Raw genomic sequence first — 24,218 nt, 5'->3', positions numbered from 1 at the left:
AAAGTCTTTCTCTATAGGGTGCATTCTCTGTTCAAAGCCTGCGAACGGATATCCGCAGTGCTTGAACATATATTCACGCAGTGCGAACAAGCATTCACAGGCTTTGAACGGAGTATTGGCTTCAATGACCATATCCGTATGTTGGGAAAGGGGAGACAATCAGAAGGGCTGGTTTTTCTTTGACCGTATATTCTTTATAAAATTCTGGATGACCGGGTACATTTCCGTCACAGATTCCAGTTTGTCACATGCCGTTTCCAACGGGCACCAGCCGGTCTTGTCCCGGTTGATGATATGCGGCACCTCCTTGGCGAAAGTAGTTTCTATGCCTTCATGGCGGAGCAACGTCAATGCCGGGGTACTGATGATGTCGGCATATACCGTCCTCATACCTCCAAGCACCATCAATGCCGCGGCTCCCTTGCCTATGACTTTGTCGGCAATGGAAGCCCCCTTCATAAATGCCGGATCCGATTGGTACAAATCATACAGGTCGGCCACACCCCGTTGGGTAAACGTACGGATTTCTGTCCGGTTCTTTATGACACACGAATATTGGCCGGTGTGCAGGATATCGATTATAGTATTCTCCATCATAATATATTGGTTGTCAATTGAGTTTTTTCATTGTCAGTAGAGAAACCGCTTGTGGAAGAAAGGAAACCAACAAAAAATGCGTAAAAGAATATCTTTCACGCATTTCTTTAAGTACACCCTCAGGGATTCGAACCCTGGACCCACTGATTAAGAGTCAGTTGCTCTACCAACTGAGCTAAGAGTGCATATTGTTTTCCTGTTTGCGGGTGCAAAAGTAGCCCTTTTATTTTATTTAGCCAAATAAAAGGGCTGTTTTTTGCGATGGAATCGGTGTTTTTTATTCAAACTCGTATAAATCAGAGGGAGTAGTACGCTTCAATGCGCACAACTGTATATCCTTGCCTACAATGATACCCTTCTCTCTCAGTTTCCATTCCACTGTTTTGTATGCCAGTTCCGGATGATTATTGTCTTTACTTAGATGGCAAAGCCAGATATACTGCAACTGTTCCGTTATATTGTCGGCAAGGAACTCGGCAGTATCCATATTACTCATGTGGCCGGTACGGCTGGTTATACGCTCTTTCAGATATTGGGGGTATGTTCCCATACGCAGCATCTCGTCGTCATAGTTGGCTTCCAATATCAGATAATTGGCCTTGCGGATATATTCTGCTGCAGTAGGGGTGATTTCGCCAAGGTCGGTAAGGAAAGAAAAGGTCTTTCCATCTATTTCAATGCAGTAACCCACATTGTCCGTTCCGTCATGAGGAACCTCAAAAGATTCGATATGGAAGTCTTCCAGCTGCATGGGTTGCTGCTTTTCCAGATAGCGGGCGGAAGTATGCAACTTCTCTGTCATGCAGTAGCTTTTGTTGATTCCTTCATGAATGCGGGCGGTAGTATAAATGGGTATATTCAATTTTTCTCCCAATCCGCCTACAGCCTTGATATGGTCTGCATGGTCATGGGTTACAAACACTGCACGTATCATTTCCATACTGATACCCGCCTCTTTCAATCCTTTCTTTATCGTGCGTACGGCAATGCCGGCGTCAATGAGTATTCCGTATTTTTCTGTACCTATGTAGTAGCAGTTACCGCTGCTTCCGCTTGCCAGGCTTATAAATTTTACTTTCATCCTAATCTTCTTAATTACAAAAAACGCCGCTTTCAGTAAAAGCGGCGGCAAAGACAGTGCCTCCTATCTTTGCATTGGGACGCAAATATAGTGAAAATATGCAATATATAAACTTATGCTTTCTTCTTTTTGTCGATGAATTCGGTGGCTTTGGCAAAAATCAATAAAGCGATTGCCGCAATCAAACCGATGGCAGCGAAGTAGTACCAAATGTAATGCGCATTGGCACTGGCGGCCTCCCAAGCCTCATGCGTGTCGAACAAAGCTGGATCGGGACAATATTTGGTAAGCAGCACACCGGCTATACCAAATCCGAAAATAGAAGACAAGAATGAATGCAGATGGCTGAACCCCAAGTACATGCCCTCTTCTCCCTTGGGAGCCTGTACAGAGAAGTACTCCAGATAACGGGGAGAAATGAAACATTCGGCCAATGCCTGGACTACAATACCGAGTATCATCATCAGCGTAATGTTGCTCATGCCTGTAATCAGGTCGTTACCCAACAGATTTCCGCATGCCATCAACAATGCGGAAACAGGAATCAGGAACATTCCGATATTCATGGAAGTGATGGCGGTACGCTTGGCCATCCATTTGGTAATAAAACTGACAAAGCAGACTACTACAAAAGGGTTGACGTTGGCTATCCAACCCGGTTTTGCCGTTTCGCCCGCCATGCGGATAACGTACTTCGGCATTGTGGCATACAATTGCTGCTGCACCATCCAGAATCCTGTCACAATAAGAATCAGCATCAGCAAACGCCAGTTTGTCAAGATGCGGAGGAAACCTTGTCCTATTTCACGCATGCTTTTTCCTTCGCCTGCCGTATGGGCCGACTTGTACAATAAGATGACAGCAAGCAGTGCCAGGACGGTCATTGCTCCCGAGAAATAGTTGATGTAAATATAAGCTTGTTCACCGATGGCATTGCGCAAGGGGTCAATGATTGTTTTTCCGGTGAAGGCACCGAAGTTTACCATCATATAGAAGATGGAATAACCGCGTGCACGGGTTGCCTCAGTCGTTTCTTTGGCAACTGAAGCCGAAATGATAGACTTTATGAATGAACCGCCCACCATAATCAGTGTCAGGACAGGAACAATCATCCACCGGTCATTACTGCCGGGAAGACCGGTGAAACGTGTCACTTCGCCATACTCCACCAGGCCTGCCGCCTCCAAGAGCGTAGGAAGCAATCCTAATCCTAAATATCCGGCAGAAAGCAATGAAAAAGCGATAATCATCGATTTGCGGAAACCTATCTTGTCGGCATACGCTCCCGTAAAGATGGGCAATAAATACAGTCCGCCCGAAAACAGACCGGAAATCATACTTGCCTCAAAGTCATTGAAACCTAAAATATTGGAAAGATAGATAGTGAGAACGATAAATACGGCATAATAGGCCATGCGCTCGAAGAGCTCTACTGTGTTGCTTACCCAAAAGGCCCTGCTGAACCCTTTGGAGGTAGTTTGGGGTGATTGTGTCATCCTTTGCTATTCTTTTTTATGTTTAAAATAAGTATATTTGGGGCAAAGATACTTAATATAACCGTAAAAAGAGCAACCCATGAAAGATAAAATAGAATTTATAGCGTTCGATGCAGATGATACGCTTTGGGAAAATGAACTCCATTGCCAGGAGTTTGAACGCAAGTTCTGTCACCTGCTTGCCTGTCATTTGCCTGCTTCAACAGTCTCCCGGGAATTACTCGGCACAGAGATGAAGAATCTGCGCCTATATGGCTACGGCTTGAAAGGCATGATGCTCAGCATGATTGAGACAGCGTGCCGGATCATTGGTAAGGATGGAAAGACCGGTTGTATAGAAGAGATAATAAATATAGGGCAGGAACTTTTGGAAAAACCGGTCGAACTGTTGGAGGGCAGCAAGGAAGTATTGACACAGCTTTATGGAAAATATAAATTGGTATTGGCAACCAAAGGGGACTTGTTCGACCAACAAAGAAAAATTGCAGCTTCCGGATTGCAGGAGTATTTTTGCCATATAGAAATTATGAGCGACAAGAAAGATGCGGACTATCGGAAACTGCTCGGGAACATAGGCTGTTCACCGGAGAATTTCCTTATGATAGGCAATTCCATAAAATCGGATATCCTTCCGGTATTGGAACTCGGCGGATATGCCGTCCATATTCCTCATCATGTGACGTGGGCGTACGAACAGTATGAAGGAGAGATAAAACATCCCCGATACCTGTCCTTGAATACTATTGGAGAGGTGCCGGGATATCTTTAGCAGGCCGGGCGTCATAAAACAACTGTCATGCCGAGCGGAATCGAAGGATATTCCCCCTTAAAAAAGAAGAGATGCTTCGATACGCTCAACATGACAGTCGGCACTGATTGACCGGAAATCTTCCTGCCGTTTAGAATTGGAAGAATTTCTTGGCGTTGTAATAGCTGATATCTTCAATCATTTGGTTTACGCGTTCCATTTCTGAAACTGGAATCTCGCCATTTTCCACATCACGGCCTACGAGGTTACACAACGTACGGCGGAAGTATTCATGACGCGGATAGGAGAGGAATGAACGGGAGTCTGTCAACATACCTACAAAACGGCTCAGCAGTCCGAGTACGGAAAGGGCATTCATCTGCTTTTCCATACCGTCCTTCTGGTCGAGGAACCACCATCCGGAACCGAACTGGATCTTTCCTGCGACAGTACCGTCCTGGAAATTACCCAGCATAGTGGCAATCACCTCGTTTGCGCACGGGTTCAGATTGTAAAGGATCGTCTTGGTCAGCTTGCCTTCGGAATTCAGGCGGTCAAGGAATTTAGCCATAGCTTTGGCTGTAGTGAATTCACCGATGGAATCAAAACCGGTATCCGGACCGAGCAGCTTGAACATCTTGCTGTTGTTGTTACGGATGGCACCATAGTGAAACTGTTGCGTCCAGCCCTTTTCATAATCCATTTCTCCAAATACAACCAGCATGGCCGATTTGAATTTGAGGATCTCTTCTTTCGTCAATTCGGTGCCACCATATACCTTATTGAATATAGCCCTGATTTCAGCATCCGTATAATCTTCTGCATAGAATTCCTCGATACCGTGGTCGGACAGTTTACAGCCCTGTTCGGCAAAGAAGTCGTGACGTTTGCGCAAAGCGGCAATCATGTCATCGAAAGTGGAGACCGTTACCCCGCTTACTTCGGCCAACTTTTCTACGTAGGCACGGAAGTCGGCCGGAACCTCTACAGCCATGGCTTTGTCCGGACGCCAGGTGGGCAACATCTTGATTTCAAAACCACTTTCACGGGTCTTGATGTGGTATTCCAAGGAATCAACCGGATCATCCGTAGTACAAACCACCTCTACATGGTAACGGCGCATCATGCCACGGGCTGAATATTCGGGTTGTTTTAATTTCTCGTTACATTCATCGTAGATTTCACGTGCTGTTTTCGGATTCAGTATTTTATCGATGCCGAAAGCCGTCTTCAATTCCAGATGAGTCCAGTGGTATAAAGGATTGCGGAAAGTGTAGGGTACGGTTTCCGCCCACTTCTCAAACTTTTCCCAGTCCGTAGTGTCTTTGCCGGTACAGAAGCGCTCGTCTACACCATTGGTACGCATGGCACGCCATTTATAATGGTCGCCACCCAACCAGATTTCCGTTAATGACTTGAATTGGTAATCTTCTGCTACCATCTGGGGAATCAAGTGACAGTGATAGTCGATAATCGGCATTTTAGCCGCATGTTCGTGGTACAACTTCTGTGCGGTTTCCGTCTGCAACAGGAAGTTTTCGTCCATAAAGTTTTTCATCTTCTTGTGTTTTAAGTATCTAAAAATATTACTTTCTTGTCATTACACCTATATAGTATTGATTGTAAAGCTAATAGGCTTGATAGGTCTTTTTGCTTTTATTAACCGTTATCGAACACAAAAGTAGAAATTTTACTTGGAGAAACAAAATAATTCGTATCTTTGCGGCAAATATTTATAATATTTAAGTTTTAACTCATTGAACCTTTATCACCTTAGGGAAGAAACAAGATGGAAAACAAGAATTATACAATCAAGGACATTGCCCGGATGGCGGGTGTATCTGCCGGAACCGTAGATCGTGTACTGCATAATCGCGGAGATGTATCTTTGGCAAGTATGGAAAAAGTGCAGAAAGTGCTTGATGAGATAGATTACCATCCCAACATGTTTGCCATCGGACTGGCAGCCAAAAAGCGTTACCGCATTGTTTGTATCCTACCTTATTATATAGAGCATGATTATTGGCATGCCGTAGCGCAGGGTATTGAGCGTGCCGCACAAGAACTGCGTCCGTTCAATGTAGGAGTGGATTATTTGCATTATCATCATACAGACAAGGCTTCCTACGAAAAAGCATGTACCTTGCTTCAAAAGGAAACTGCCGATGCTGTTCTGGTAGCACCCAACTTTCGCGAAGAAACCATCAGACTTACCGGTTATCTGGAGGATAAAGATATACCTTACGTATTTATCGATTTTAATGTAGAACAGACACATCCTCTGTGTTACATTGGCCAAGACTCCAAAACCAGCGGATATATGGCGGCAAAAATCTTGATGCGCCGTTATCAGGAAGGCCGGGAGCTTGTCCTTTTCCTAAATAACCAGAAAAACAATCCGGCAGAAATCCAGATGCAACGCCGCTTGGAAGGTTTCATGCAATATCTTGCCGAGGAACATGACCAGGTGAAAATTCACGACGTCGTGTTGCATAAAAAAGATATTGATGGCAATAAACGAATGTTGGACGTTTTCTTTAGAGAGCATCCGCGTGCCGCATTGGGTGCCGTATTCAATTCACGCGTATATCAAGTGGCGGATTACTTGCACGAAAAAGGCCAAAAACTGGAAGGGTTGGTAGGTTACGACCTTTTAAGGAAAAACGTTGAGTCCTTGAGGGCAGGGGAAGTGAATTATCTTATCGGACAACGTCCGGGACTCCAAGGTTATTATGGCGTAAAGGCACTTTGTAACCATATCGTATTCAAGAAACCGGTTACTGCTGTCAAGTATATGCCTATAGACATTCTCATGAAAGAGAATATTGACTTCTATTTTGAATTCGAGTAAATCAAGGATCTCAAATTTGTCATTTGCAATAAATATCATATAAATCAATTTAAATCACTTTTAAGATGAAAGCATTAAACAAAGAAACTGCTCCCAAAGTGCAACGTCCGGAGCGCATCATCCAGTTTGGCGAAGGAAACTTTTTGCGCGCGTTTGTTGACTGGATTATCTACAACATGAACCAGAAGACTGACTTCAACAGCAGTGTAGTAGTTGTTCAGCCGATTGACAAAGGCATGGTAGATATGCTGAATGCACAAGACGACCTTTATCACGTAAATCTGCAGGGATTGGACAAGGGTGAATCTGTCAACAGCCTGACTATGATTGATGTCATCAGCCGTGCATTGAATCCTTACTCACAGAACGACGAGTTCATGAAACTGGCTGAACAGCCTGAAATGCGTTTCGTCATCTCCAATACCACCGAAGCCGGCATTGCTTTCGACCCCGCCTGCAAACTGACGGACGCTCCGGCTTCTTCTTATCCGGGCAAATTGACCCAGCTTCTGTACCACCGCTTCAAGACCTTCAACGGTGACAAGAGCAAAGGCTTGATCATCTTCCCTTGCGAACTTATCTTCTTGAACGGACACAAACTGAAAGAAACCATCTATCAATACATCGAGCTATGGCAATTGGGTAACGAGTTCAAAACTTGGTTTGAAGAGGCTTGCGGTGTTTACGCAACGTTGGTTGACCGTATCGTTCCGGGATTCCCCCGCAAGGACATTGCTGCCATCAAGGAAAAATTGCAATACGACGACAATCTGGTTGTACAGGCAGAAATCTTCCACTTGTGGGTGATAGAGGCTCCCCGGGAAGTAGCCAAGGAATTCCCTGCCGACAAGGCCGGACTAAACGTATTGTTCGTTCCTTCCGAAGAACCGTATCACGAAAGAAAAGTAACTTTACTGAATGGGCCTCACACTGTATTGTCACCGGTGGCTTACCTGTCGGGCGTAAATATCGTCCGTGATGCTTGCCAGCATCCGGTCATCGGCCAATATATTCACAAGGTCATGTTTGACGAACTGATGGAAACCTTGAATTTGCCGAAAGACGAACTGAAAAAGTTTGCAGAAGATGTGTTGGAGCGTTTCAACAATCCGTTTGTTGATCATGCCGTTACCAGCATTATGCTGAACTCTTTCCCGAAATTCCAGACTCGCGACCTTCCCGGTTTGAAAACATACTTGCAGCGCAAAGGTGAACTGCCGAAAGGACTGGTTCTCGGTCTGGCAGCCATCATCACTTATTATAAGGGCGGTGTTCGTGAGGACGGTGCGGAAATCACGCCCAACGATGCTCCGGAAATCATGCAACTGCTGAAAGACCTTTGGGCAACCGGTGACAACCGCAAGGTAGCAGAAGGTGTGTTGGCGGCTCAGAATCTCATTTGGGGCGAACATGGTGATTTGAATGCCATCCCCGGATTGACCGATATGGTAGTATCTTTCCTTGATTCCATTCAGGAAAAAGGTATGCTGGAAACCGTTAAAGGAATTCTTTAATCCGATTAATTAAAATAATGTAGTGAAAACAGGGCAGAGTACTCACCACTCTTGCCCTGTTTTTTTATGTTTTCTATTTATAACGAAGTTTGCGACAATAGCCCTGGAGCTTTTTGAAAAGGAATGGTTATTGTTCTGCTGCACGCAAAATGAAAGTAGTGGCACCGATAGTGACAATGGCTCCGTCTTCTATACGGATACGGTCTTTGTCACCCAGAATCTCATTATTCAGAAATGTACCCGTCAGGCTTGGAGCATCACGCAGTGTGTATACCAATCCTCCCTGTTTGTTGCGCCGTACATTGATAATGCAATGGCGACGATCCATGCTCATGTCGGAAGTTTCGACAGGAACGTTGATAACCGTACCCACACAACGGCGTCCTATCACATTGTCGCCCTCCTGCAGAGGTAATACTTGCTTGAAACCAAATACATTTTCAATGACCGTGATGCTGCCGAAAGCTTCCTTGAACTCTTCCTCGTCCAGCTTTTCCTCTTTTCGGGGAGCCTGCATTTTGGTCTTGCCCAAACGGATACTGAACTGCTTCTTGCATTGTTCGCAGACAAAGACCAACGATTGGCCTTCGCTATACTTTGTTTCATCGAAGGTCAGATAGCTTTCACATTTAGGGCAACGGATTCGTTTCATTATAGACGGGATATTTAAATTAAAACATAGGAAAAGGCTAGGGTAACTTTACTTCTTCAATACCCATGCATTCTGATAGGCCTCATTCTGACGAATTTTATTCAAAGTGTGGTAGGCTTCCACCTCCGTGTCGCAGGATTCGATGCTGACACGCATCTTGCCATCGCCGATGATGGCCTTTGCACCGGAAAATCCTTTTCCAATCAACTGCTTTGCCATGGCTTCAGCATCTTTCTCGGTACCTACACTGGCAATGATTATATGGTAAGATTTGGAAGAGACAACAACTGCATGAGGCTTTTCTGCCGCACGTTTCGGTTGCGGAGCCGGAGTAGCCGTAGCGACTGTATCGGGCTGCTGGCCAACCTTGACTTCCTTGACTACAACCGGAACCACTGTTTTCTTTTTAGATGACGCGGATCTGGATTGAGTCTTGGTCTTCGCAGGGTCTTTTGTCTGTTTGACAATGATGGGAGTAATGACAAGTGACTGCTTTTCTATTTTCTCAAAAAGTTCTTCGGGGAGTAGTTGCGCGTAGTTTCCCTCAATTACTTCCGTATTCTCTATCGGAGTGGACAAAAGGAAAAAGAGCGCAACAACGGCTATCATAGCCACTGCATTGGCCAAATATGAACGGTTGATTCTGACATCAAACCGGTATTTCTTCTTTTCAGGTGCGGCAGGAACTGCCGGAATTACCTTCACTCCGGCAGGTTGTGCCAAGGCCGACAATTCTTTCATTTCAAAGCTGTCCAACCCGTAAAGGCCAGGAGTTGTGATTTTATGGTCATAAGGAATAAAATCATATCTGTCGTGAATGGAATAACGCAATTCTCCTACATTGGGCAGGTCTGCTTTTCCTTCTTCATGCAGGACTGCAAATAACTCATCCACTTCCTTGGCCACCATCTTCGTCGCATCCGAGAAACTGGTACCATACACAGCCATATAAGATTGTACCAACAGACCGTCGTTCATTCTCAATTGAGGATTAAAGCCGATAATACGGGTAGGGGGCAGGAAAATATTCTCTTCCGCCACTCTCATTGCCGGAGTATAGTGAGCTACGAATCCTCCCAGTTCCGGAACAATGACACAATCATTCTCCAATAACAAAACTTCTATGTGCTGTGCTAATTCAATCATGTTGCAAAAGTAGCGGAAATATCGGATATACGCTACTTTCAGAGCTTTTTTCTTATCAACATTTTATAAACAACACACAACCCCTTGTCGTTATATCCGTTTTTTTCCCTACTTTTGCACCGTTTATCTGCCCCGACGAATGAAATAAAGGGGATTTGAAACGGCACTTAACAAAAAACTATTATGCGTATTTGTTTCTGCCTATTGGTTTTTCTGATGATAGGGAAAAACGCAATTATGGCACAAGAACTTTCATCTTTCGTGGAATATGGAACTTCTGTTCACTCCGGAGACCATACTCCTCTTTGGCAGGTGAGCAATCAGCAGGGACTTTCCTCTCTCGACAACAATACCTATATCCGTGGCGGTGTATCTTACAAGCATGAGCTGGGCAAATGGAAATTCGAAGAAATGGTGGATTTGGCAGCGGCAGCCGGGTTCACTTCCACCTTCGTCGTCCAACAGGCTTATGTGGATATCCGTTACAAATGGCTTGGGTTCTATGCAGGAAGCAGGGAAAAGAGTTCCCCCTTGTTAAACCAGCAATTAAGCAGCGGTGGTATGACATGGGCGGGCAATGCAAGACCCCTTCCGCAGGTACAGATAGGAATACCGGAATATGTACAGATATTGCCCCGCCTGGGCTTGAAGGGAGAGATCTCATACGGATGGTTTACCGACAATACATATCAGAAAAAACAGGTTGGCAACGGATACTGGTACACCAAGGATATCAAGTATCATCATAAAGAAGGTTTTCTGCGTATTGGGGTTCCTCAAGGAAAATGGCAATTGGAAATAGGCGTGACCCTTGACACACAGTTTGGAGGGCATAAAATAGGAGGTGCCGAACCTGGAGACCTGGGCAACGGTTGGAAAGATTACATACGGGTCTTTTTCCCCGGTCATGGGGGCGAAGACGGACCGGTAGGGGAGCATCTTGCTTTCCAGGGCAATTTTCTGGGAAGCGAATATATCAAGATGACCTATAGCCATCCAACGGATTTCTCGATAAGTGCCTATATGGATAACCATTTCGACGATTTCTCCGCTATGGGAAAACTGAACGGATGGGACGGACTGTGGGGGCTTGAGTATAAGTCCAACCACAGAGGAAGCATCAGCGGAGTCGTTGTTGAATATCTACAGACTACCAATATGAGCGGTCCGCTGCATGGCCTTCAGGATTCTCCCGTTGGAAAAACAGGAGGAGCCGACAACTATTACAATAACGGCTACTACCCGGGATGGATACATTGGGGAATGGGTATAGCCAATCCGCTTATTGCCTCACCCATATACAATCAAGACGGTGATATGAGTTTCAAATACAACCGTGTGAAAGCAGTGCATCTGGGATGGAGCGGTGTCATCAGCGAAGAGTGGAAATACATCGCAAAGTTATCTTACAATAAAACTTTTGGAACTCCTAATCGTCCTATACCTCAAATATTAGAAAATTTTTCTACTTTTGCATCGTTTTACTATATCCCCCGCAAATGGAAAGGTTGGAGTTACAATGCCTCCCTTGCCCTTGATATGGGGGACTTATATGGAGACAATGTTGGTTTCCAACTGAAAGCACATAAAACATTTTGAAAAATGAATTACATACAAACAGAGATTAATGGGGTGTGGCTAATTGAGCCCAAGGTTTTTCGTGATGCCCGTGGATATTTCATGGAAGCGTTCAAGGAAGAGGAGTTTCGTGCACACATCGGAGATGTTCATTTCATTCAGGACAATGAATCGAAATCTTCTTTCGGAGTATTGCGCGGACTGCACTATCAGAAGGGTGAATATAGCCAGGCCAAGTTAGTGCGTGTCCTCAAAGGCAGAGTCTTGGATGTCGCCGTTGATTTGCGCCGGTCTTCTCCTACATTCGGCAAGTATGTCAGTGTGGAACTGAGCGAAGAAAACAAACGGCAGTTCTTCATTCCACGCGGATTTGCACATGGTTTTCTGGTACTGAGTGATGAAGCGGTCTTTACCTATAAAGTAGATAATGCTTATGCGCCGCAGGCAGAAGCCTCCATTCGCTTTAACGACGAAACGATCGGCATTGAATGGCCGGTTGCCGAAGAACAGCTTTTATTATCTGAAAAAGACGGACACGCCGTATCTTTCAAAGATGCGGTTTATTTTGAATAATTTATGAAAATAGCCATTGTCGGTACAGGATATGTCGGTTTGGTAACCGGTACCTGCTTCGCTGAAATCGGTGTTAACGTTATATGTGTGGATACCAACAGCGAAAAAATCGAATCCTTGAAAAAAGGTATTATTCCTATCTACGAGAATGGATTGGAAGAAATGGTTATCCGGAATACAAAAGCCGGACGTCTGCAGTTCACCACTTCTTTAGAGAGTTGCCTCAATGAAGTGGATGTAGTGTTCAGCGCCGTGGGTACTCCCCCGGACGAAGACGGAAGCGCCGACTTGAGCTATGTATTGGCCGTTGCCCGTACTATCGGACGCAACATGCAAAAGTATATACTGGTGGTCACCAAAAGTACAGTTCCTGTGGGAACTGCCCAAAAGGTACGTGCTGTCATTCAGGAAGAACTGGACAAGAGAGGGATTGATATTGAATTTGATGTCGCTTCCAATCCCGAATTCTTGAAAGAAGGTAATGCTGTCAACGATTTTATGAGTCCGGACCGTGTGGTGGTAGGAGTTGAGTCGGAACATGCCCGAAAATTGATGAGTAAGTTGTACAAACCATTCCTGCTGAACAATTTCCGGGTTATTTTTATGGATATTCCTTCGGCTGAGATGACCAAATATACCGCCAACTCCATGCTTGCCACCCGTATCAGTTTTATGAATGATATAGCCAACCTGTGCGAACTGGTTGGAGCAGATGTCAATATGGTACGTAGTGGTATCGGTTCGGATACCCGCATCGGACGCAAGTTTCTTTATCCGGGCATTGGGTACGGTGGCTCCTGTTTCCCCAAGGATGTCAAGGCTTTAATCAAGACAGCCGAACAAAACGGATACCAGATGCGTGTACTAAAGGCCGTGGAAGAGGTGAACGAGAACCAGAAAAGTATTCTGTTTGAAAAATTGCAGAAACACTTCAATGGCAACCTGCAGGGCAAGACGATTGCTTTATGGGGGCTATCCTTCAAGCCGGAAACAGATGACATGCGCGAAGCCCCTGCTTTGATTCTGATAGACAATTTGTTGAGAGCGGGTTGCAAGATACGTGCATACGACCCTGCTGCGATGAACGAATGCCGCCGTCGGATAGGGGAAGGCATCCATTATGCAACAGACATGTATGACGCCGTATTGGATGCGGATGCATTGATGCTGATAACGGAATGGAAAGAGTTTCGCCTGCCTTCATGGGCTGTCATCAAAAAAACAATGGAACAGCCGGTAGTATTGGATGGCCGCAACATCTACGACAAAAAAGAAATGGAAGAACAAGGATTTGTTTATCACTGCATTGGTAAATAAAAGGAGAGAAGTATCCATGAGAAAAATTGTCACTGGACTATGTTCCATCATTCTGTTGGCTGCCTGCAACGGCAGCAGCAAGGATGCAGGACTGACAGAGGAGGATCTTACTGCCAAAGGGTTATTGCAGGGTATTTGGATGGATGACGAAACTGAAATGCCGATGATGCGTATTGACGGGGATACTATCTATTATGCTGACCCGCAGAATGCACCCGTAATGTTCAAAGTCGTTCACGACACTCTCTACGTTTACGGTAACGAACCTGCCCGCTACAAGATAGACAGGCAAACCGAATATAGTTTCTGGTTTCATTCCTTGGCAGATGAAATTATAAAAATGCATAAGTCGGACAATGCGGAAGATTCCTTGGCTTTTACCAACGGGGAAGTAGAAGTAATTCCCACTGCTCCCGAAGTGATAAAGAAAGATAGTATCGTGCTGTACAAAGGTACACGCTACAGGGGATATGTGTATATCAACCCATCCAAAATGAAAGTGACCAAGACTTCCTATTCGGAAAACGGATACAGCGTGGATAATGTGTACTATGACAATGTGATACACATCTGTGTATATGAAGGACGAAAAATGCTGTATGGACAGGATATTACCAAAAAGGTGTTCTCCGGTATATTCCCGGAAGCATTTCTGAGCCAGACCATTCTCTCGGACATGAACTTCACGGGAGTTAGCAGTAAAGGGTATCATTACCAAGCCATCCTCCGTATTCCGGAGAGTTCCGTATCCAATCTGGTGAACATGATTATTGATTTCAATAATAAATTGAGCATAAAAAAAGCGGAATAAACCGCTTTTTTTTATTTAGTCTCTTTTTTTAGAGGACGCTTTGGTTTGGCTTTGCCGTCATCATTCCGCCTGTTTCCGTTTCCTTTCTTCCGTCCGTTACCGCTATTGTTATAACTGCCTTTTCTCCTGCTTCCGCCACCGGATTTGGGCTTGTATTCAGGAGCTTCACCCAATTCCTCCGGTACGGGTATTTTATAAATGGTTTTTTCCAGGAAGTTCTCGATATTCTTGAAGTTACTCTGTTCTTTCTCACTGATGAAAGTCAAAGCCACCCCGTCATTGTTGGCACGCGCCGTACGGCCGATGCGGTGCACGTAGTCCTCACTGTCATGAGGTACGTCGTAGTTGATTACCAACCGGATGTCATCTATATCAATGCCTCTTGCAACAATATCAGTGGCCACCAGAATATTGATTCGTCCGGCCTTGAATTCGTACATGACCTCTTCACGTTGCGCTTGTTCCAGATCCGAATGCATTTCACCTACATTCAGTTTCATTTGCTTCAAGGCTTTTGTTACTTCTTTCACTTTTATTTTTGAAGAAGCGAAGATGATGACGCGTTCTGGAGTCTGTTCCGCAAAGAGGCTGCGGATGATACCCAATTTTTGATTCTCGTAGCACACGTATGCCGCCTGTACAATTTTGTCGGCAGGCTTGGACACTGCCAACTTCACCTCCGCCGGATTATTCAGAATATTATTGGCCAACTGTTGTATCTTTGCCGGCATGGTTGCCGAAAACATAATGGTCTGGCGCTCTTTCGGTAAGTGTTTTACAATCTGCATGATGTCGTCATAGAAACCCATGTCGAGCATACGGTCCGCTTCATCCAAAATAAAGTAAGAGACACGTGAAAGATCCACGTATCCCAAACTGAGGTGAGCAATCAAACGTCCCGGAGTAGCAATCACGACATCGGCTCCCAAAGTGAGTCCCTTTTTCTGCTGTTCAAACAGAATTCCGTCGTTTCCACCATACACAGCAACACTGCTGACTGGCATAAAATAAGAAAAACCCTCCATCTGCTGGTCTATCTGCTGAGCCAGTTCACGGGTGGGAGCCATGATGATGCAGTTAATGGAGTCTTCGGGATGTCTGCCTTCCGACAGTTTGTCAAGTACAGGCAATAAGTATGCAGCGGTTTTTCCTGTTCCGGTTTGTGCCACGGCAATCAAATCCCGGCCTTCAAGTATGACGGGAATAGACTTCTCTTGTATGGGAGTACACTCATCAAAGCGCATGGCATCCAATGCTTCAAGCACTTGTTCATTTAGTTGTAGTTCGGAAAACTTCATGTTTCTTTTTATTTGCTGCAAAGATAATGCAAAAGATTATGCAATTAGCATGGCAGCATGATTAAATTTATCTGATTTTGTATCGTTAAAATGCATTCTGTCTCATCACTGGATTACTTGGGTATGTCGATATACGAATCCTTGAAACCCAGGAAATAAAGTACACCATCCAGACCAATGGTGTTGATGGACTGCTTGGCATTCGCCACTACTTTAGGCTTCGCATGGAAAGCGATTCCCAATCCGGCTATTCCAAGCATCGGCAAATCATTGGCACCGTCACCCACGGCAATGGTCTGTGCGATATCTACTTTTTCTACTTGAGCAATCAGGCGCAGAAGCTCAGCTTTACGTTTGCCGTCCACCACATCACCGAGATAACGTCCGGTCAACTTACCGCTTTCAATTTCCAGTTCGTTGGCATATACATAGTCGATTCCATATTTTTTCTGAAGGTATTCTCCGAAGTAAGTAAATCCCCCCGAAAGGATGGCTATTTTATAACCATATTTCTTTAAGACATACATCAATCTGTCCACCCCCTCTGTAATGGGAAGTTTCTCCGCTATCTCCTGCATCACGGACTCGTCCAGTCCTTTCAGCAATGCCACTCTTTGACGGAAACTCTCTGTGAAATCTATTTCACCGCGCATGGCACGTTCCGTAATGGCTTTTACTTCATCTCCTACACCTGCACGTATTGCCAGTTCGTCAATCACCTCCGTTTCAATCAAGGTAGAATCCATATCAAAACAGATGAGACGCCGCATCCGGCGATACATGTTATCCAATTGAAAAGAAAAATCCATTTCCAAATCGGAAGCCAGCTGCATCAGTTGTTCCTGCATGGCAATCCTGTCTTTGGGAGTGCCGCGGACAGAAAATTCAATGCATGCCCGTGTGCGCGATCCGCATTCGTCCAACGGAATACGTCCTGTCAGACGCTTGATAGCATCGATATTCATTCCCTGCTCTGCAAGAATACGAGTAACTGCCGAAATCTGGCGAGCAGACAATTTGCGTCCCAATAAAGTAAGGATATAACGATTCTTGCCCTGCATGCCCACCCAGTCCTCATATTCCTTGGACGTAATGGGATAGAAGCGTACGGTAACTCCCAAAGACGAAGCCTTGAAAAGCAACTCTTTCATGATGAATCCGGAGTGTCGCTCTTCTGTTTTACACAGAATTCCCAGTGAAAGGGTGTTGTGTATATCTGCCTGGCCGATGTCAAGAATGGTCACATCATATTTGGCTAATATTTCGGTAACGGAAGCTGTCAGTCCGGGACGGTCTTCACCCGTAATACGGATAAGAATGAGTTCTGTTTTCAATGATTGCATAAAGTTATCTATATTTGAAAAAAATAACAAGTCACAAAAGTAGTACAAATCGGATGTATAAAGAAATTTATGCTCACTTATTGCAGGGTTACAATTGATTTTTGTTCATCGGAAACAGGAGAAAAATTCCGATAAATATGCTAAATAACATAAAAAATAAACTCTAAAAAGTAAGAAAATTGCTTGTTTATTTGGAAGTTAGTTTAAGAATTACTTACCTTTGCGCCCGATTTCAGAACTAAATACTTTGAATATCAGTAGGTTTCTATCTGCTATGCAAAGTCTGAAAAGACAATGTTCCGGGAAGAAATCACTGTTGAAGGACAGTCCCGGATAGTATTAACCAAAACCGTATTGCATGAGATATGTAAAATGGATTTTTGTTGTATTACTAATCAGTTCCTTGACTTCTTTTGTAGAAAAAGACAAACCTACCGGAGGTTTAAATGTGGGTGACATAGCCCCGGATTTTGAAATCCAAACTATGTCGGCCAAGCAATCTTTTAAAGCTGACCTTTCTGAACTGAAAGGTAAGTATGTGTTGCTTAGCTTTTGGGCAAGTTACGATGCGCAGTCCCGGATGCAAAACGCAAGTTTGAGCAATGCACTTCGTTCTACTTCCCGTAGTAATGTGGAAATGGTTTCTGTTTCATTCGATGAATACCAGTCTATTTTCGAGGAAACCATTCGTAAGGACCAAATAGTTACGCCCACTTGTTTCGTGGAAACTAAAGGCGAATCTTCAGGCTTATTTAAAAAATACCGTTTAGGCCGTGGATTTACTAACTATTTACTGGATGATAATGGTGTTATTATTGCCAAAAACATCTCTGCTGCAGAGCTTTCTGCTTATTTGAATTGAGTTTTATAAGCATCCCTTGATGCCGTGGAACTTGAAGAACTTATGAGAAGAAAGTGAAATGTTCTCTTGACAACAGCATAATAGGGCTTACTTGAAAGAGAGCAGAACAAAAGAGGAAACGAATACAACAAAAAGCCCCTCCCGCACTTGTGAATTCACATAAGCGGGAGGGGCTTCTTATTTTTCCGTTTCCTTGTATCTATTTCGGTGCCTTCTTATATAAGTAGAACGCTATAAATGTATAAAGTACATTAGGTATCCACACGGCAATTACCGGGGGCACATTTCCGTTAACGGCGAAGGTGGAAGCAATTGTCTGAAAAAGGATATACGAGAAACTCAATGCCAATCCTATCCCTAAATGAAGTCCCATTCCTCCCTTTGTCTTCTTTGATGAAAGAGAAACACCTATCAATGTCAGAATGAATGAAGCGAATGACATTGCAATGCGCTTATGATATTCTATCTCGAACTCCTTGATGTTGGCAAAGCCTCGTTGCCGTTGCCTGTCGATATATTCGCTTAGCTGGGGGCTGGTCAACATTTCCTGCTGATTCTTCATAATCAGAAAGTCTGCAGGTTCCATGAAAAGGGTCGTGTCAATCCGGTCTCCTTTGGTGATGCTTTCCTTCATTCCGTCCATCTCGCGAATCATATAATCCTTGATAGTCCATTTGTGTATAGATGCCGTATCATACGTGATGGAACGGGCAGTGAGATGGGATACCAACTGCTTGTCCCGGAACTTGTCCAAAGAAAAACGATAACCGGTCTTGCTGTAATCTTCAAAACGCTCGATGTAGGCAATGACATTGGAATCTACTTCCAACTGGATATTACGTGCAGTATTCGCTTTACGGGGTTTGTAGTATTTGTCTTCAAAATTGATGCGTGTCACACTGCCTCTCGGTATGACATAAGATCCTAGACTGAAGGTGACTATCGCAATGATGGCTGCAGACACCATGTAAGGACGCAGCATACGCTTGAAACTCATACCGGTAGAAAACATGGCTATAATCTCCGAGTTTTCCGCCAGTTTGGAAGTAAAGAAGATTACTGCAATGAAAACAAACAACGGACTGAACAGATTGGCAAAATAGGGGATGAAGTTCAGGTAATAATCGAAAACAATGGCATTCCATGGCGCTTCGTGCGACATGAAACGGTCCATCTTCTCATTAAAGTCAAACACTACCGCAATAGAGATAATCAGAGCGATGGCAAAGACATACGTTCCTAAGAACTTCTTGATGATGTACCAGTCCAGCCGCTTTAGGAATTTGCCTTTGGGCAGTCCTATTTCTTTCAGTATCTTCCAATCAATTTTTCTCATAACCTTGTCGATACGCGTTTCACCATCATCGGTTTCCACGTGGAGAAGTCACCGGCAATGATATGTTTGCGAGCCTCACCTGCCAACCATAGATAAAAAGCCAAGTTGTGTATGGAAGCTATCTGCATGGCAAGTAGTTCCTGGGCGTGGAACAGATGCCGCAAGTAAGCTTTGCTGTACATTGTATCCACATAAGAAGCACCGTCTGCCTCGATAGGAGAGAAGTCCATTTCCCATTTCTTGTTACGCATGTTGATGATACCATCTTTGGTGAATATCATGCCATTACGTCCGTTACGGGTGGGCATTACACAATCAAACATATCCACTCCGCGTTCTATGCCTTCCAGAATATTTACGGGAGTACCTACCCCCATCAGATATCGGGGTTTGTCTTTGGGGAGAATGCCGTTCACCAATTCAATCATCTCGTACATCTTGTCCACCGGTTCACCTACCGCCAGTCCACCGATAGCATTGCCGTCAGCTCCCTTGGAGGCTACGAACTCGGCCGACTGCTCACGAAGATCTCTATATACGCATCCTTGTACGATGGGGAACAATGACTGTTGGTAGCCATATTTAGGTTCGGTTTCATTGAAGCGTTTAATGCAACGGTCCAGCCAGCGATGCGTCAGCCCCAATGACTTCTTGGCATACTCATAATCAGAATCTCCCGGAGGACACTCGTCGAAGGCCATCATGATGTCCGCACCGATAGTACGTTCGATATCCATCACCTTTTCGGGAGTAAAAATGTGCTTGCTGCCGTCTATATGCGAACGGAATTCCGCACCTTCCTCACGCAGTTTACGAATGCCGGATAAAGAAAATACCTGGAAGCCACCGCTGTCTGTCAACATAGGACGGTCAAAACCGTTGAACTTATGAAGTCCACCGGCTTTTTCAATTACTTCCAGTCCCGGACGCAAATAGAGGTGATAAGTATTTCCCAGTATAATCTGCGCCTTTATGTCCTCCTTCAGTTCGGGCAAATGCACGCCTTTCACTGTCCCTACCGTCCCTACCGGCATAAAGATAGGTGTTTCAATCTGCCCGTGGTCGGTAGTAATCAGACCGGCACGCGCATTTGTCTTACTGTCTGTGTACTGTAACTCAAATGTCATTCTTCTTTCTTTTCTTTTTTTACGGACAAGTCAATGGCATCGGCAACTTTTTCATCAGTCAGCGCAATGGCAAATACCTCTTTTACATCTTTTACATAATGAAAAGTCAGTCCTTTCAGATAGATTTCTTGTATCTCATCTATATTCTTACGATTCTCGTCGCTCAGAATAATCTCTTTGATACCGGCACGTTTAGCAGCCAATATTTTCTCCTTGATGCCGCCAACCGGCAACACTTTACCCCGGAGGGTTATTTCGCCCGTCATGGCAAGGTTTGCCTTCACCTTTCGTTGGGTAAGGGCAGAGGCTAATGACGTAGCCATCGTGATACCTGCAGACGGACCATCTTTTGGAATGGCGCCTTCGGGTACATGGACATGAATGTTCCAGTTATCGAAGATATCTTCATCAAGATCCAACAGAGATGCATGGGCTTTGATATACTCTAATGCCAGCATAGCTGACTCCTTCATTACATCACCCAAATTTCCGGTCAGCGTCAAACGCCCACCTTTACCACGGCTCAGGCTTGTTTCTACAAACAGAATCTCACCGCCGACTGCTGTCCAGGCCAAACCGGTCACGACACCGGCATATTCATTGCCCTGATATTTATCACGGGTATATTCCGGAGCACCGAGGAACTCATACAGATCTCCCGGCTTGATTTCCGTCTTCAAGAAATAACCGTCCGTAGCATATTGGCGCGCCGACTTGCGGAGAACCTTTCCAATCTTCTTTTCCAACTCACGCACACCGCTCTCACGGGTATAGTTTTCGATGATAGCCTCCAGCGTATTCTTCGGAATTTTAATGTCGCTTTTCTTCATCCCATTAGCTTCCAATTCCTTCGGGACCAGATGGCGACGGGCGATTTCAATCTTTTCCTCTGTAATGTATCCGCTTACCTCAATCAGCTCCATGCGATCCAATAACGGGCCGGGAATAGTATTCAGATTGTTGGCAGTAGCGATGAACATTACTTTGGATAAATCGAAATCCACATCCAAGAAGTTATCATGGAAAGTGGTATTCTGTTCCGGGTCAAGCACTTCAAGAAGGGCAGAGGAGGGATCCCCCTGGCGGTCTGCGCTTACCTTGTCAATCTCGTCCAAAATAAAAACAGGGTTGGAAGAACCTGCCTTGATCAGGCTCTTGATGATGCGTCCCGGCATAGCGCCGATATACGTCTTGCGATGTCCGCGAATCTCCGCTTCATCATGTACACCTCCTAAGGACATGCGGATGTACTTCCGCTTCAGAGCAGCTGCAATGGAACGTCCCAATGATGTTTTTCCCACTCCCGGAGGACCATACAGGCAGATGATGGGTGATTTCATGTCACCCTTCAGCTTCAATACAGCCAAGTGTTCCAGAATGCGCTCTTTCACTTTCTCCAAACCATAATGGTCTTTGTTCAGTGTCTTTTCCGCATTGGTAAGATTCAGATTATCCGTCGTATAAATGCCCCAAGGCAAACTGAGCATTGTTTGCAGATAGTTCAATTGCACGCTATAATCGGGAGATTGCGGATGGGTACGCTCCAACTTGTCCACTTCCTTCAGAAAAGTAGCTTTCACCTCTTCATTCCACTTGATGGTTTCAGCCTTCTTACGCATTTCCTCTATTTCCTGTTCCTGGCCGCCGCCACCCAGTTCATCCTGAATGGTTTTAATCTGTTGCTGCAAGAAATATTCACGCTGCTGTTGATCTATATCTTCACGAGCACGCATTTGAATAGACTCCTTGATTTCTGCAAGCTGTACTTCACGGTTCAATATTTCCAATAAACGGTAAGTACGCGCACGCAACGAATCAATACGCAGCAATTCAATCTTTTCATCCTTCTTCAACGGCAGGTTGGTACAGATGAAATCCACCAAAAACATAGGATTGCTGATGTTTTTGATGGCAAAAGAGGAATCCTGCGGAAACATATCGGAGGACTTGATATAACGTACTGTCAAATCCTTGCATGCTTCTACCAATGCGTGAAACTCTTTGTCTTTCTTGTCGGGAAGTTCCTCGTTCAGGGTCGTCACGCGTCCCTTCAGATAAGGTGCTGTGGCTATAATCTCTTTCAATTCCATCCGCTTGGAACCTTGGAGAATGACGGTAGTCGTCTGGTCCGGCATTTCCAGAACACGGACAATCTTGGCAACCGTACCAATGGTATGCAAATCCTCGAATAAAGGAGCCTCGGTTTCAGCCGTCTTCTGGCATACCACAGCTATATAAGTGTTTTTCTTTTCTGCTTCACGCACTAATTTCAAAGAAGATTTTCTTCCTACAGATACAGGCATAAACACACCCGGAAACAATACCATATTCCGAAGAGGCAGCACAGGAAGGACTTCATCCACCTCAATATCCATTAATTGTTCTTCATTTCCCTCAAAATCAGCAATTACAGAGAAAGCGTTACCACTTCTATCTTCGATATCACTCAGGTAATTTCTTTTCTTCATTTCTTTCTTTTTAGTTTATGTCATATTGACAGGCCAATAAAGCGCCTGCAAAGTTAAGCTATTTCTTTATAAATAGAAGTTCTTCTTCCTTTAAAAACACAAAAACAGTGCCAATTTTGCAGCAATTTTAATGTCTTTGATTAATTTTGGAGCCAATTAAAGAAGACAAATATGTCCAATTCATCCTTTAAGTTCAAACAATTTACCATTTACCATGACAAGTGCGCCATGAAAGTAGGTACGGATGGCGTACTTTTAGGGGCTTGGGCTCCGATAGCCAATGTTAAACGTGTACTTGACGTAGGTACAGGTACTGGTTTAATAGCTTTGCAGTTAGCTCAGCGTAACCCACATGCGAAGATTACTGCCATTGAAATAGATACTGTTGCCGCAGAACAGGCAAAAAATAATGTGCTACATTCTCCATGGGCAGATAGAATAGAAGTACTATGTCTTGATTTCCGAAATTATCAGCAGGATGATAAATTTGACCTCATAGTATCCAATCCCCCTTATTTTATGGATGCTCTTAAATGTCCGGACGAGCAACGCTGCATGGCACGGCATGCAGGGGGATTAAATTATCATTCACTGTTCCGCCATGCAGTTCATTTGCTTTCCGAGCAAGGAAAAGTGAGTATCATTATTCCATCCGAAGTCGAGAAAACAGCAGTTGATGCGGCTTGGAGCCACAAATTATTTCCATCACACCGCATGCAGGTCTTTACCAAACCGGGAAAACCATGCCGGCGGGTATTATTGACCTTTGGCTTTCAAGAAAAAACATGTATAGAGGAGAATCTATGTATTGAAGTGAATCACAATGAGTTCACTCCCGAATATATAGCTTTGACAAAAGATTTTTATTTGAAAATGTAATTTTGTTAGCACAAAAGTTTTCAAAACATTTGGTGGAAATCAAAAAAGTATTTACCTTTGCACTCGCTTTTAAGAAGTAAAGCACTCGGGGTGTAGCGCAGTCCGGTTAGCGCACCTGCTTTGGGAGCAGGGGGTCGTGGGTTCGAATCCCGCTACCCCGACACGAGCAAAATCAGTGATAAAACACTGATTATTAGAAGGTAAATTATTGGTTACGAGCTGATGCAGTTTGCGTCGGCTCGTCCTTTTTTGTAAAAATCCTCTTATTTGAGGTTGTTTTTAGGCAAATAAGGGCGCATTTTGGGTCAACGTAAAAACCTGAGGGATTTTGTATTTAAGCATATAATTTAGCAAGTCTATATAAGAAAAAAGCTCTATCTCTTACTCCTCTGAACTGTGCTCTAAATGCTTTGATTTTAGCATTGAATGACTCTGCTGCGGCATTGGTTGCCCTCCTTTCAAAAAAAATGATTATATCCAGATAATGTGTTTGTATAGAACGTGCGCCCCTTCCAAAGGTGAGGAACCCTGATTTATCTAC

General features: G+C 44.4%; 21 protein-coding genes and 2 tRNA genes. 10 read left to right on the top strand and 13 right to left on the bottom strand.

Going from position 1 to position 24,218, the window contains the following annotated elements; genetic code table 11:
- Window positions 1–159: 159 nt before the first annotated feature.
- From HMPREF9446_RS10275 to HMPREF9446_RS10260, 4 genes are all read right to left on the bottom strand, one after another.
- Window positions 160–597 (bottom strand): DUF1893 domain-containing protein, encoded by a 438-nt coding sequence (locus HMPREF9446_RS10275; RefSeq protein ID WP_009125574.1) that lies wholly within the window; start codon window positions 595–597, stop codon window positions 160–162.
- A 112-nt stretch (window positions 598–709) separates the two neighbouring features.
- Window positions 710–782 (bottom strand) — tRNA-Lys (locus tag HMPREF9446_RS10270).
- 92 nt (window positions 783–874) lie between these two features.
- On the bottom strand, window positions 875–1,678 hold the full coding sequence (locus HMPREF9446_RS10265; RefSeq protein WP_039969055.1) for an MBL fold metallo-hydrolase: 804 nt from the start codon (window positions 1,676–1,678) through the stop codon (window positions 875–877).
- 113 nt (window positions 1,679–1,791) lie between these two features.
- Window positions 1,792–3,174, bottom strand: coding sequence for an MFS transporter (locus HMPREF9446_RS10260; protein ID WP_009125572.1), 1,383 nt, complete (start codon window positions 3,172–3,174; stop codon window positions 1,792–1,794).
- A gap of 79 nt (window positions 3,175–3,253) precedes the next feature.
- Here HMPREF9446_RS10260 and HMPREF9446_RS10255 point away from each other — a divergent pair, with 79 nt between their 5' ends.
- A complete protein-coding gene (locus tag HMPREF9446_RS10255) occupies window positions 3,254–3,943 on the top strand; it encodes an HAD family hydrolase (protein WP_009125571.1) in 690 nt (229 codons plus the stop codon).
- 130 nt (window positions 3,944–4,073) lie between these two features.
- Here the strand turns inward: HMPREF9446_RS10255 and uxaC are convergent, their stop codons facing one another.
- On the bottom strand, window positions 4,074–5,480 hold the full coding sequence (uxaC, locus tag HMPREF9446_RS10250; protein ID WP_009125570.1) for a glucuronate isomerase: 1,407 nt from the start codon (window positions 5,478–5,480) through the stop codon (window positions 4,074–4,076).
- Between the two features lie 231 nt (window positions 5,481–5,711).
- On the opposite strand from uxaC, the gene HMPREF9446_RS10245 reads away from it, so the two are divergent.
- Window positions 5,712–6,773 (top strand): LacI family DNA-binding transcriptional regulator, encoded by a 1,062-nt coding sequence (locus tag HMPREF9446_RS10245; protein WP_009125569.1) that lies wholly within the window; start codon window positions 5,712–5,714, stop codon window positions 6,771–6,773.
- A gap of 65 nt (window positions 6,774–6,838) precedes the next feature.
- Window positions 6,839–8,287, top strand: a complete 1,449-nt coding sequence (locus tag HMPREF9446_RS10240) for a tagaturonate reductase (protein WP_009125568.1) — start codon at window positions 6,839–6,841, stop codon at window positions 8,285–8,287.
- Window positions 8,288–8,414: 127 nt separating this feature from the next.
- Here the strand turns inward: HMPREF9446_RS10240 and HMPREF9446_RS10235 are convergent, their stop codons facing one another.
- Entirely contained in the window at window positions 8,415–8,939 is a 525-nt protein-coding gene (locus HMPREF9446_RS10235; RefSeq protein ID WP_009125567.1) for an FHA domain-containing protein, read from the bottom strand.
- Window positions 8,940–8,987: 48 nt separating this feature from the next.
- Window positions 8,988–10,085, bottom strand: coding sequence for an HU domain-containing protein (locus tag HMPREF9446_RS10230; protein ID WP_009125565.1), 1,098 nt, complete (start codon window positions 10,083–10,085; stop codon window positions 8,988–8,990).
- Window positions 10,086–10,268: 183 nt separating this feature from the next.
- Here HMPREF9446_RS10230 and HMPREF9446_RS10225 point away from each other — a divergent pair, with 183 nt between their 5' ends.
- The 4 genes from HMPREF9446_RS10225 to HMPREF9446_RS10210 are packed head-to-tail and all read left to right on the top strand — an operon-like array spanning window position 10,269 to window position 14,364.
- Entirely contained in the window at window positions 10,269–11,684 is a 1,416-nt protein-coding gene (locus HMPREF9446_RS10225) for a capsule assembly Wzi family protein (protein WP_039969053.1), read from the top strand.
- Between the two features lie 3 nt (window positions 11,685–11,687).
- Window positions 11,688–12,236 carry a dTDP-4-dehydrorhamnose 3,5-epimerase gene (rfbC, locus tag HMPREF9446_RS10220; RefSeq protein WP_009125563.1) on the top strand — a complete coding sequence of 183 codons (549 nt, stop codon included), beginning with the start codon at window positions 11,688–11,690 and terminating at the stop codon, window positions 12,234–12,236.
- 3 nt (window positions 12,237–12,239) lie between these two features.
- Complete coding sequence (locus HMPREF9446_RS10215) at window positions 12,240–13,553, top strand: UDP-glucose dehydrogenase family protein (protein ID WP_009125562.1); 1,314 nt, start codon at window positions 12,240–12,242, stop codon at window positions 13,551–13,553.
- A 16-nt stretch (window positions 13,554–13,569) separates the two neighbouring features.
- Complete coding sequence (locus HMPREF9446_RS10210) at window positions 13,570–14,364, top strand: DUF4738 domain-containing protein (RefSeq protein WP_009125561.1); 795 nt, start codon at window positions 13,570–13,572, stop codon at window positions 14,362–14,364.
- 11 nt (window positions 14,365–14,375) lie between these two features.
- On the opposite strand, the gene HMPREF9446_RS10205 is transcribed toward HMPREF9446_RS10210, so the two are convergent.
- Window positions 14,376–15,662 carry a DEAD/DEAH box helicase gene (locus tag HMPREF9446_RS10205; RefSeq protein WP_009125560.1) on the bottom strand — a complete coding sequence of 429 codons (1,287 nt, stop codon included), beginning with the start codon at window positions 15,660–15,662 and terminating at the stop codon, window positions 14,376–14,378.
- 113 nt (window positions 15,663–15,775) lie between these two features.
- Window positions 15,776–17,005 (bottom strand): phosphoserine phosphatase SerB, encoded by a 1,230-nt coding sequence (gene serB / locus HMPREF9446_RS10200; protein WP_009125559.1) that lies wholly within the window; start codon window positions 17,003–17,005, stop codon window positions 15,776–15,778.
- 358 nt (window positions 17,006–17,363) lie between these two features.
- Between serB and HMPREF9446_RS10195 the strand changes: the two genes are divergently transcribed.
- Window positions 17,364–17,867, top strand: a complete 504-nt coding sequence (locus tag HMPREF9446_RS10195; protein WP_009125558.1) for a thioredoxin family protein — start codon at window positions 17,364–17,366, stop codon at window positions 17,865–17,867.
- Window positions 17,868–18,066: 199 nt separating this feature from the next.
- On the opposite strand, the gene HMPREF9446_RS10190 is transcribed toward HMPREF9446_RS10195, so the two are convergent.
- From HMPREF9446_RS10190 to lon, 3 genes are read right to left on the bottom strand one after another with little or no spacing between them, the layout of a single operon-like run.
- The gene (locus tag HMPREF9446_RS10190; protein WP_009125557.1) at window positions 18,067–19,203 is read right to left on the bottom strand and encodes an LptF/LptG family permease; all 1,137 of its coding nucleotides are present in this window, start codon (window positions 19,201–19,203) and stop codon (window positions 18,067–18,069) included.
- Window positions 19,200–20,330, bottom strand: a complete 1,131-nt coding sequence (gene tgt, locus HMPREF9446_RS10185) for a tRNA guanosine(34) transglycosylase Tgt (protein ID WP_009125556.1) — start codon at window positions 20,328–20,330, stop codon at window positions 19,200–19,202. Before tgt ends, HMPREF9446_RS10190 begins: the two co-directional genes overlap by 4 nt.
- Window positions 20,327–22,798 (bottom strand): endopeptidase La, encoded by a 2,472-nt coding sequence (gene lon, locus HMPREF9446_RS10180; RefSeq protein WP_009125555.1) that lies wholly within the window; start codon window positions 22,796–22,798, stop codon window positions 20,327–20,329. Before lon ends, tgt begins: the two co-directional genes overlap by 4 nt.
- Before the next feature lie 171 nt (window positions 22,799–22,969).
- Here lon and HMPREF9446_RS10175 point away from each other — a divergent pair, with 171 nt between their 5' ends.
- Both HMPREF9446_RS10175 and HMPREF9446_RS10170 read left to right on the top strand, forming a co-directional pair.
- Window positions 22,970–23,677 (top strand): tRNA1(Val) (adenine(37)-N6)-methyltransferase, encoded by a 708-nt coding sequence (locus HMPREF9446_RS10175; protein WP_009125554.1) that lies wholly within the window; start codon window positions 22,970–22,972, stop codon window positions 23,675–23,677.
- An 86-nt stretch (window positions 23,678–23,763) separates the two neighbouring features.
- A tRNA-Pro gene (locus HMPREF9446_RS10170) sits at window positions 23,764–23,838 on the top strand.
- A gap of 173 nt (window positions 23,839–24,011) precedes the next feature.
- Here the strand turns inward: HMPREF9446_RS10170 and HMPREF9446_RS10165 are convergent.
- Window positions 24,012–24,218: transposase (locus HMPREF9446_RS10165; protein WP_009125553.1), on the bottom strand; the 207-nt coding region annotated here is incomplete at its 5' end.

Source organism: Bacteroides fluxus YIT 12057, from assembly GCF_000195635.1.
In the GTDB taxonomy this organism is placed as follows: domain Bacteria; phylum Bacteroidota; class Bacteroidia; order Bacteroidales; family Bacteroidaceae; genus Bacteroides; species Bacteroides fluxus.
The sequence above is the reverse complement of the archived record's forward strand: the minus strand, read 5'-3'. Positions and strand labels throughout refer to the sequence as shown.